At 67.5% G+C, this 9,739-nt stretch carries 8 protein-coding genes; 3 read left to right on the top strand and 5 right to left on the bottom strand.

Annotation, left to right across the window (positions count from 1 at the left end; genetic code table 11):
• The first annotated feature begins 5 nt into the window (after positions 1–5).
• Entirely contained in the window at positions 6–1,607 is a 1,602-nt protein-coding gene (locus W7U_RS05445) for a bifunctional aminoglycoside phosphotransferase/ATP-binding protein (protein ID WP_008255693.1), read from the top strand.
• Here the strand turns inward: W7U_RS05445 and W7U_RS05440 are convergent.
• Positions 1,604–2,488, bottom strand: coding sequence for a TPM domain-containing protein (locus tag W7U_RS05440; protein WP_008255687.1), 885 nt, complete (start codon positions 2,486–2,488; stop codon positions 1,604–1,606). The genes W7U_RS05445 and W7U_RS05440 overlap by 4 nt on opposite strands.
• Positions 2,489–2,704: 216 nt before the next feature.
• Here W7U_RS05440 and W7U_RS05435 point away from each other — a divergent pair, with 216 nt between their 5' ends.
• Positions 2,705–4,111, top strand: coding sequence for an aldehyde dehydrogenase family protein (locus tag W7U_RS05435; RefSeq protein WP_008255685.1), 1,407 nt, complete (start codon positions 2,705–2,707; stop codon positions 4,109–4,111).
• Positions 4,112–4,244: 133 nt separating this feature from the next.
• Here the strand turns inward: W7U_RS05435 and W7U_RS05430 are convergent, their stop codons facing one another.
• Genes W7U_RS05430 through W7U_RS05420 form a run of 3 tightly spaced genes read right to left on the bottom strand, consistent with a single transcriptional unit; the run spans position 4,245 to position 6,597 of the window.
• Complete coding sequence (locus W7U_RS05430; RefSeq protein ID WP_036429189.1) at positions 4,245–4,532, bottom strand: hypothetical protein; 288 nt, start codon at positions 4,530–4,532, stop codon at positions 4,245–4,247.
• A gap of 37 nt (positions 4,533–4,569) precedes the next feature.
• The gene (locus tag W7U_RS05425) at positions 4,570–5,109 is read right to left on the bottom strand and encodes a hypothetical protein (RefSeq protein WP_008255682.1); all 540 of its coding nucleotides are present in this window, start codon (positions 5,107–5,109) and stop codon (positions 4,570–4,572) included.
• Between the two features lie 15 nt (positions 5,110–5,124).
• A complete protein-coding gene (locus tag W7U_RS05420) occupies positions 5,125–6,597 on the bottom strand; it encodes a hypothetical protein (protein WP_008255680.1) in 1,473 nt (490 codons plus the stop codon).
• A gap of 165 nt (positions 6,598–6,762) precedes the next feature.
• Here W7U_RS05420 and W7U_RS05415 point away from each other — a divergent pair, with 165 nt between their 5' ends.
• Positions 6,763–6,936 (top strand): hypothetical protein, encoded by a 174-nt coding sequence (locus W7U_RS05415; RefSeq protein ID WP_014711392.1) that lies wholly within the window; start codon positions 6,763–6,765, stop codon positions 6,934–6,936.
• A 162-nt stretch (positions 6,937–7,098) separates the two neighbouring features.
• Here the strand turns inward: W7U_RS05415 and W7U_RS05410 are convergent, their stop codons facing one another.
• Positions 7,099–9,645 carry an excinuclease ABC subunit UvrA gene (locus tag W7U_RS05410; protein ID WP_008255677.1) on the bottom strand — a complete coding sequence of 849 codons (2,547 nt, stop codon included), beginning with the start codon at positions 9,643–9,645 and terminating at the stop codon, positions 7,099–7,101.
• Positions 9,646–9,739: the final 94 nt, after the last annotated feature.

Below are 9,739 nucleotides of genomic sequence, written 5' to 3'. Positions count from 1 at the left end.
GGAGCATGACACACGCCTTCGACCCGACCGGACCCGACGGCCACCCGCGCATCGTCGCCGACTTGCTACGGCCCGATGCGTACGACCCGCCGGCCCACGACGTGCGTCTTCACGAGACGCACAGCTCGTGGGTCCTGCTCGCCGGCCCCTATGCCTACAAGCTCAAGAAGCCGGTGGACCTCGGGTTTCTCGACTTCACCTCCATCGAGCGGCGCCGCGCCGACTGCGACGAGGAGCTGCGCCTCAATCGGCGGTTCAGTCCCCAGATGTACTTGGGCGTCGTCGAAGTCACCGAGCGGGACGGCCACTACCGCATCGGCGGCGAGTCCGGGTCGGGCGAGCCGGCGGTGTGGATGCGGCGCCTGCCGGAGGAGGACATGCTGCCGGCCAAGCTCGCGCGCGGGGAGGTCGACCTTCGTCTCGCGCGACGAATCGGCCGCACCCTGGCCAAGCTTCACGGCAGGACCGAAACCGGCCCCGACATCGATGCGTACGGCAGCCCGTCCAGCGTGGCCGCGAACTGGCAGGAGAACTTCGATCAGATTTCTCCGTTCGTCGGCCGGACCATCTCATGCGACGTCAACGACCACATCCGACGCTACGTCGACGAATTCCTGCGAACGCGGGCGCCGGCGCTCGAGCGACGCGTGGCCGACGGACACGTGCGCGATGGCCATGGCGACCTGCATGCCGCCAGCATCTGCATCGACGACGGCCAAATTCTGCTATTCGACAGCCTGCAATTCGCGCCGCGCTATCGTTGCGCCGACCTCGCTTCCGAAGTCGCCTTTCTGGCAATGGATCTCGAATACCACGGGCGTGCGGATCTGGCGTGGGGGTTCGTTGATTCCTACGTGCGCGCCAGCGGCGACGACGGTCTGCTCGACCTGCTCGACTTCTACGCCTGCTACCGGGCCTACGTTCGCGGCAAGGTCCGCAGCCTGCGCCTGGCCCAGACGGAACAGGCGTCCGGCGGTGAAACCGCTCAGCTCGTCGCCGAGTCGCGGGCGTACTTCGACCTGGCGTGGGCGCATGCGGGTGGGCTGCCCCGTCCGCCGATGGTGGTCACGATGGGTCTGCCGGCGAGCGGCAAGACCACGCTGGCGCGCGCGCTCGCCGGCCGACTCGGGCTGGTGCATCTCTCGTCGGACGTGGCGCGCAAGCGGATGGCGGGCATCGAACCCACCCGGCGCGGCAGCGACGAATTCGGTTCGGGGCTCTACGATCCCGCGATGACGCGCAGCACCTATGCCGCGCTGCGCCGCGACGCCGCGCGCTGGTTGCGTCGCGGCCGGGGCGTGGCCGTCGACGCGACGTTCGGCAATCCGCGCGAGCGCGCCCAGATGCGTCAACTGGCGCACCGCCTCGGCGCCGACCTCCGCGTCGTGCTGTGCGACGCCGACGACGCCACCCTGATCGCGCGACTCGAGCGGCGCGCCACGCAGAAGGGCGTGGTCTCGGATGCGCGGATCGAGCTGTGGCCCGAGCTGCGCGCCGCATTCACGCCCCCCGACGAGCAACCGTCCGTTCTGCGGGTCGATGCGACGCGCGACAGCGAGGAGACCGTCGAGCAGGCGCTGGCGCTGCTGCGCGCTTCCTACCGCTAACGGCGCCGTCGCGCGCCGTGCCGTCCTAGCACGTCGGCGTTAGCCAGCGTCTGGGCCTGAGCGGCCAGGGTCGATGCCCTGTTAGCGTGCGCGATCGCTTCGGCGTCGTTAGTGGATTCCTTTCCGCGCGCCGCCGCCAAATGCCGCTGGGCCTCGTCGAGCCGGGCCTGGGCGTCGGCGCCGACGCTGTCGCGATGCCGGGACACGTAGTCAGAGATTTGGCGCAACCGTGCATCCGCGGTGGACAGCGCCTGCGGCAACGATTCACCGTGCCCCGCAACGCCGCCCGGCGCGCGCCGGCGCCGACGCGCGCGATAGAGCACGAACAGCAACAGCAGAACCACGGCGACGATGACGCCGATCGCGACCAGCGGCCAGATCGGCTTCGACGAGCTCGCCGGCTTGGCCGAACTCGCCAATTTATCCAACCCGTCGGCCGCGGCGACCGCCGCTCCGCTCCAGTCCTTGGCGCCCAGCACGGGTTCAATTTGGTTGCGCCGCAGGCTGTTCAGTCCGGCCTCGGTCGGGCCCTGCACCTGCGGCGGCACGGTGAACGAGTACGCCTTGGTGTTCGTGGCTATGGCCAGCAGCGCATCCTGGCCGCCCAGCCCGCTGGCGGCGCGGGTTTTGTCGGCCCAGTTGTCGGGCTTGAACCGGGAGAAGTTGTCGACGTAGACCACCCATAGCTGAATATGGCGATCGCGATACAGCCGGTCGATCGCCGCGCTGACCGTCGCGCGACCCGGATCGGTCAAGACCCCGGTGGTGTCGGTGATGTGGTCCGTGAGCTTCGACGGCGGCTGCGCGGCGCCGGGGCTTGCCAGCAGCAAGCCCGCGGTGAGGATCGTCAGGACGGAACCGAACAGGCGAATAACCCGCATACAGGTAACTTAGCCGCCCATTCGCGTTGGGTCAGGAGGGCGCCGCATCCGCGACCAACGGGGCGCGAATCGCTTTGCGCACGTCGACGACCAGCAGAATCCGCCCGAGACGCCCGCCCGCCACGGCTCCCCCACGCACTGGACACCCACTGGTTACGCGCGTAACCTCTGTCGCGCAACGACAGCATTCTCGCGAGCGAAAGGCCACTGAGAACCGTGAGTAACGCCATTGAGGTCTTCAACCCGTCCACCGAGGAGCTGATCACCGAGGTCCCCGACTCCGACCAGGCGGCCGTCGACGCGGCGGTGGCCCGCGCGCGTGAGACCTTCGAGTCGGGCGTGTGGCGCAAGGCGCCCGCGTCGCACCGGGCCAACGTCCTCTTCCGCGCCGCGCGCATCATCGAGGAGCGCACCGACGAGCTCGCCGCGCTCGAGGGCCAAGACAACGGCATGAACCTGACGGCCGCGCGGCACATCATCCCGGTGTCGGTCGACATGCTGAAGTACTACGCCGGCTGGGTCGGCAAGATCCACGGTGAGTCGGCCAATCTGGTGTCCGACGGCCTGCTGGGCACCTGGGAGACCTACCACACGTTCACCCAGCTCGAGCCGGTCGGCGTCGTCGGCCTCATCATCCCTTGGAACGGGCCGTTTTTCGTCGCGATGCTCAAGGTCGCGCCCGCCCTCGCGGCCGGCTGCAGCGCGGTCCTCAAGCCCGCCGAGGAGACGCCGCTGACCGCCTTGAAGCTCGAGGAGATCTTCCGCGAGGCGGGCCTGCCCGACGGCGTCCTGAACGTCATCACCGGCTACGGCGAGACCACGGGCGCCGCGCTGACCGCGCACCCCGACGTCGACAAGATCTCCTTCACGGGGTCGACGGAGGTCGGGCGGCTGATCGTCAAGGCGGCCGCCGGCAACCTCAAGCGGCTGACGCTCGAGCTCGGCGGCAAGTCGCCGCTGATCATGTTCGACGACGCCAACCTCGACAAGGCGATCCTGGGGGCGGGCATGGGCCTGCTCGCCGGTTCGGGTCAGAACTGCTCGTGCACGTCGCGCATCTACGTCCAGCGCGGCATCTACGACGACGTCGTGCAGCGGCTGGCGGAGTTCGCCCAGATGCTGCCGATGGGCGGCAGCGAGGATCCCGACTCGGTGTTGGGCCCGCTGATCAGCGACAAGCAGCGCAAACGGGTGGAAGGCATCGTCAACGACGGCGTGGCCGCCGGCGCGCAGGTGATCACCGGCGGCAAGCCGATGGACCGCAAGGGCTACTTCTACGAGGCGACGATCATCACCAACACCACGCCCGACATGCGGCTCATCAAGGAGGAGATCTTCGGGCCGGTCGGCTGTGTGATCCCGTTCGACGACGAGGACGAGGTAATCGCTGCCGCGAACGACACGCACTACGGGCTGGCCGGGTCCATCTGGACCGAGAACCTCTCCCGCGCCCACCGCATGGTGAATGAGCTTCGCGCGGGCCAGGTTTGGGTGAACTCCTCACTCGCGGCCGACCCGTCGATGCCGATCAGCGGCCACAAGCAGTCCGGGTGGGGCGGCGAGCGCGGCCGCAAGGGCATCGAGGCCTACTTCAACACCAAGGCGGTCTACATCGGTCTGTGAGACGCGGCCCCGGGCGGCCGCGCGCGTAACGCCTTCTTAGCACCGCGCTCGTAACGCCACGGCGAAAGAAGCGCTGATTTTTCGCCGTGGCGTTACGCCCGGCGCTCCTAGGAGCCCCCGGGCGTAACGGCTTTCAGTGAGACGCTACGAGGGCACGGCCCTCGTCGGTGCACCCGGCAATGAAATCAGGGCCCGAGTCCACTTGGGCGATCTTCCCGCTTTTCAGATCGCTCTGAAGGACCCTCTGGCAGTACTGGTTCCAATCGGTGTCAGCATTCAGCTGCACGTGGTAGTGCTGAATCTGCTCATCGATGGCCTGTTTGCCTTGGTTGTACGAGGGCGACCCGGGGTCGGCGCCCGCGCCGGGCGCGAAGACAACGGCGGCGGCACTAAGCACCGCTGCCAACGTCAACCCGCGCAGGCGACTCACGCAAGCAATCTTACCGAATCGCGGCCGTCTAGAAAGTCCACGAGCCGGCGGACTGAAGCACGAAGCCACGGTTAAGGATTGGATCGATGCAGGCGGTCAGGCGGTCAGCGCCCACGACGCACGTGATGTCACCTTTGGTGAGCTTTTGGCCGACGTTGAGCAGCGGCGAGGTGATGATCGGGCAGCCGGTGCCCTTTTGAAAGCTGTACGGGTTGAGGTCTGTCGGAAGCGATGACGGCGAGGCGACCACCGAGCAGCCGTCGCTGCCGACGGGGGCGTTGTCCGGCAGACCAGGCAGTGGCCCATCGCAGCTGGCGCTGACGTGATCCCCGGGCTTGGGTGGGTTGGGGAGGATGCACTGCAGCCCATCGGGTGTCGCGAAATAGGCTGCGCCGCCGGCGCGGGCCGCGGCGGTATAGGGCGCGGCGTCGACCGCTTGAAATGCGTTCAGATCGGGGAATTTCGGCGGCGGCGTGGCGGTGGCCAAGCCGGGGGCGTTGCGGGAACACGCCAGGCTCAGGACCGCAATGCACGCGGTGATCACGGCTAGGGCCACCCTGCTCAGCATGTGGCGTCCCCCTTCCTAGTGTTGGACGCCGAAGGTGGTCGTCCACGTGTTGGGATCATAGGTCGGCCCGGGCGGCCAGGTGCTCACTCGAAGCTGAACCGTCTCGAGCCCGGTCGCGGGGTCGAGCGTCGTGCCCATGACGGTGGGGCCGTAGACGGTCGGAAGCTGGTTTGGGGCCACCAGGGTTTGGGGTGTCGCCCCCATCAGGCCTTGCGGTGTGGCGGCGGTGATGCCCTGCACGGGGCCGCCGTTGGTCGCGCCGACGAGCATGAATCCACCACCTTTGAGCGAGACCAGTTGGCTTTCGCGATCACCGGGGAGGCTGACGGTGCCGACGCGCTGCAGGTTGTTGACCCAGCTGTTGGGTTTGGCCGGATCGATGGGTCCCGACACCCACATGCCGCGGGTCGTGTCGCCGACCCGGTTGCTGGTGTTGCCGACGATCACCATCTGGTTGGTGGCGGGGTCGTAGACGCCGCTGGCTTGGTAAATCCCCGGCAGCTCACCGACTTTCACGGGATGTGCGGGATCGGTGTAATCCCAGACCGACCCGTTGGTGGCGAATTCGTTGAACCCGGGGGTCACGGACCCATCCGGGTGGCTGAAAAAGGCATAGCGATGACCGTCGGGCCCCAGCGCGGTCCCCGTCGGCAGCGGACGAGTTCCCGGCGGTCCCTGCGCCAGCTCCGATGCCGGGCTGCGGGGGAAGCCATCTCGGGGGTCGCCCCCAAAGGTCGGGCCCTGGCCGTCTTGGAACTGGTCTTGGAGGTCGTAGGTGTTCTGCTCGTGCTGGGGCGGGCCGGCCGGTCCCGTGATCCTGGGGTCACTCTGCGGAGCGTCTTGCCCGTCCCCGAAGCCCGCCGGCTTGAACTCGGCGACCGCGGCGGCATCCTGCGGGGTGAGGTGCCCGTTCGCCTGTGCCTGACGCAGCGATTTCGTGTAAGTGTCGCGAATTGAGTTCATCTGCTTGAGCGCGTCCCGCGTGTCGTCGGCGGCGTCGGCTTTGGCGTCCTTGATCAGGGTCTCGAGTGCCTTGCGGCTGTTCGCGTCGAGGGTCGGGTCCTGCAGATCTTTGGTGGCGGCGCCGATCAGCTTGTCGAGCAGCTGCAGCTGTCGTTCCAGCGTGGTGATCTCCGCGGAGCCCTCTTTTTGCGCGGCGGCCAGCATGGCGGCGATGTTTTCCAGGTCCGCAGCGATCTTGGGCAACTGGTCGGTCTGCAGGCGAAGCGATTTGGTCAGCCGCTGCACTTCTTCTGAGCCGTTGATCGGGTGGTCGCCGTTCTGGTGGTTCCAGGCCGCGTCGAAGCGTTTGCGGGCCTGATCGAACTCCTCTTGGGCAGCGGTGGAGCACCGGCCCGCGGCGTGAAAGGCCTCCGCCAACTGGGAGATCTGAAACGGGTTCCCGGCCTGCAAACTCTTGTTGACCGCCCACGGATCGCCGCCGGCCTGGGCGATCAGATCGGCGACGTTCAACCAGTTCAGCTGCATCGCACCGCCCGTTTGCGCTCTCGACCAGCTATTGACGCTACCTCCGCTGGTTCCCCTCCGCCCTATTCCACCCGAGATTGCGCCGCAATTCACTTCAGTGCTCGGATCTTGAGCGCCGCGTTTGGTCGAGGCGCGCTTCAATAGCATTGCGACCGGGAGGACATGATGGCGCGCTTCAAAACCGAAATGGAAGTCTGCCCGCACTGCCGACGTCCGGCCGAGGCCACGGTCGAGTACAGCTACGACAGCGACGGCAAAGTCACCGGCAGGCGGGTGCGGGACGTCAACTGCCGCTACGCGGACTGCCCGGGCAGCGAGGTGCCGCCGCACTGGGGATAGCCCATGATCCCCCTCCCAGCCGCTTCGCATCGGCCTCTTTGCCGGAGTGGCGATCCCCTTCTTGGGGGCATTCGACATTGGCGACGCCGCTGATTCCACGCTCAACTCGCTACGGGCGTCAAGGATCAACCGCAGCGCCGAGCCGGGCGTGAGACGGCGTCTTCACCGAGTGCCGGACGGCGCCAACCGCTTCGCCAGATACGGCGCCGTGCGGCTCCGTTTGGCCCGTGCCACGCGCTCAGGTGGCCCCGCCGCGACGACCCGGCCGCCGTCGCTGCCGGCTCCCGGTCCCAAGTCGATCACCCAGTCGGCACCCGCGACCATCCGCATGTAGTGCTCGGCCACCACCACGGTGTTGCCCGCGTCGACCAGGCGGTGCAGTTGACTATCGAGCAGATCCACATCGGCGGGGTGCAGCCCGGTGGTCGGCTCGTCGAGGACGTAGAGGGTGTGCCCTCGCCGGGGTCTCTGCAGTTCGGCGGCGAGCTTGATCCGCTGTGCCTCGCCGCCCGACAGCTCGGTGGCGGGCTGTCCGAGACGCAGATATCCGAGGCCGACCTCTTGCAGCGTGGTCAGGCTGCGCGCCGCGCTGGCGACGTCGGCAAGAAACTCCGAAGCCTCATCGACGGTCATCGCGAGGACATCGGCGATCGTACGGTCGCGATAGCGAACCTCGAGTGTCTCGTCGGAGTACCGCGCTCCTTGGCACGCCGGGCAGGTGGCGTATGTGCCTGGCAGGAACAACAATTCGACCGACACGAAACCCTCCCCCTGACAGGTGGGGCAGCGACCGTCGGCCACGTTGAACGAGAACCTGCCCGCCGTCCAACCGCGGCGACGGGCCTTCGGGGTCGCAGCGAATTCACGGCGCACGGCGTCGAACAGGCCGGTGTAGGTCGCCAGCGTCGAGCGCGGCGTGCGTCCGATCGGACGCTGGTCGACCGATACCAGCCGGTTGATGTTTTCGGCCCCCTCTGCCGTCACACCGACAGTCGCGTCATGATCGAGATCGTCTATCCCGCTGTCGGTTTCGTCGTCGTCGGGTTCGGCCGGCTCGGCCGCTCGTCCGGTGCCGAGATGGCTGTGCACGACATCGCCGAGGACCTTGACGACGAGTGTCGACTTGCCGGAACCGGACACCCCGGTGACCGCCGTGTACACGCCGAGGGGCAGGTCCACGTCGAGGTCTTTCAAATTATGAAAGCAGATCCCGCGCAGCCGCAATTGCCCGGACGGCGTGCGTGGTTGTCGACGCGGCGGCCGGGCACCGTCGAAAAGGTAGCGACGAGTGACCGACCCCTCGATGTCGGCGAGGCCGGACACCGGCCCGCTGTAGAGCACGGCGCCACCGAGCTCTCCGGCCCCAGCGCCAACGTCGACGATCCAGTCGGCGCGGCGCACGACGTCCATGTCGTGCTCGACCACGAATAACGAATTGCCCGCGCGCCGGAGGCGATCGAGCACCTCGAGGAGCGGCTCGGCGTCGGCCGGGTGCAGACCGGCCGACGGTTCGTCTAACACATAGAGCACGCCGAACAAGCCGGCGCGCAGTTGGGTGGCCAGCCGCAACCGCTGCAGTTCGCCGGGTGACACGGTCGGGGTCCGGCGACTGAGCGTGAGATAGCCGAGGCCGAGATCAATGAGTACCTGCAGGCGTGCGACCAGGTCAGCGGCGATCATGGTCGCCACTTCCGTCAGCTCGCCGGATGTCGTGGACTCGTAGGCGGCGACGGCGTCGGTCCGAGAAGCCGTCGGGCGCAACGTGTCCGCGAGGCCGCCCAATGGCATGGCCAAGTAGTCGGCGATGGTGCGCCCGGCGAAGGTCACCCGCAACGCCTCCGGCCGCAACCCAGAGCCGTCGCATACCGGGCATCCGACCGTGTCGACGAATTGCAATACGCGGCGTCGCATCATCGCGCTATGGGAGTTGGCCAACGTGTGGCGGACATGGCGTTCGGCGCTGGAGAACGTGCCGTTGTAGTAATAATCGGCTTGCACGGGGTGCTGGCTCGGATCGATTTCGACGGTCGGCTGCTCATCGGTGAACAGAATCCAATTGCGTTGACGCTTAGGCAGTTTCCGCCACGGCTTGTCGATGTCGTAGCCCAGCGTGACGAGGATGTCGCGGAGGTTTTGGCCCTGCCACGCGCCGGGCCATGCGGCGACAGCGCCTTCGCGGATGGTCAGCGCGGGGTCTGGCACCAGTGTCTCTTCGGTCACCCGATGGATTCGTCCCAGCCCGTGACATTCGGGGCACGCCCCCACCGCGGTGTTCGGCGAGAACGCATCGGAGTCCAGTCGTTCCGTGGCCCCCCGCGGATAGGTCCCGGCGCGGGAGAACAGCATCCTCAACAGGTTCGACAGGGTGGTGACGGTGCCGACCGTCGACCGCGATGTCGCCGAACCCCTGCGCTGCTGCAGTGCGACGGCAGGCGGTAGCCCGGTGATGTCATCGACCTTCGGCGCGCCGGCGGGCAATAGCAGGCGGCGGGCGTACGGAGCGACCGATTCGAAGTAGCGGCGCTGGGCCTCGGCATAGATGGTCCCGAAGGCCAACGACGATTTGCCCGATCCGGAGATTCCGGTAAATGCGACCAGCGCGTCACGCGGCGCTACGACGTCGACACCCCGCAGATTGTGCACCCGCGCCCCGTAAACGCGCACACAAGGATCGATTTCGCCGGTGCTTCCGTAGGACGTTTGCGTCATCTTGCTCAGCGGTATACCCCGGTTGCGGCCGCACAAGCCTGCGCTTCCCGGCAGGACCACCTGTCGGCAATCGGTTTTGACGTCCCGCCAGCCG

Source organism: Mycobacterium sp. H4Y, from assembly GCF_000364405.1.
Lineage (GTDB): Bacteria > Actinomycetota > Actinomycetes > Mycobacteriales > Mycobacteriaceae > Mycobacterium > Mycobacterium intracellulare.
This window is presented reverse-complemented; position numbering and strand designations above follow the sequence as displayed.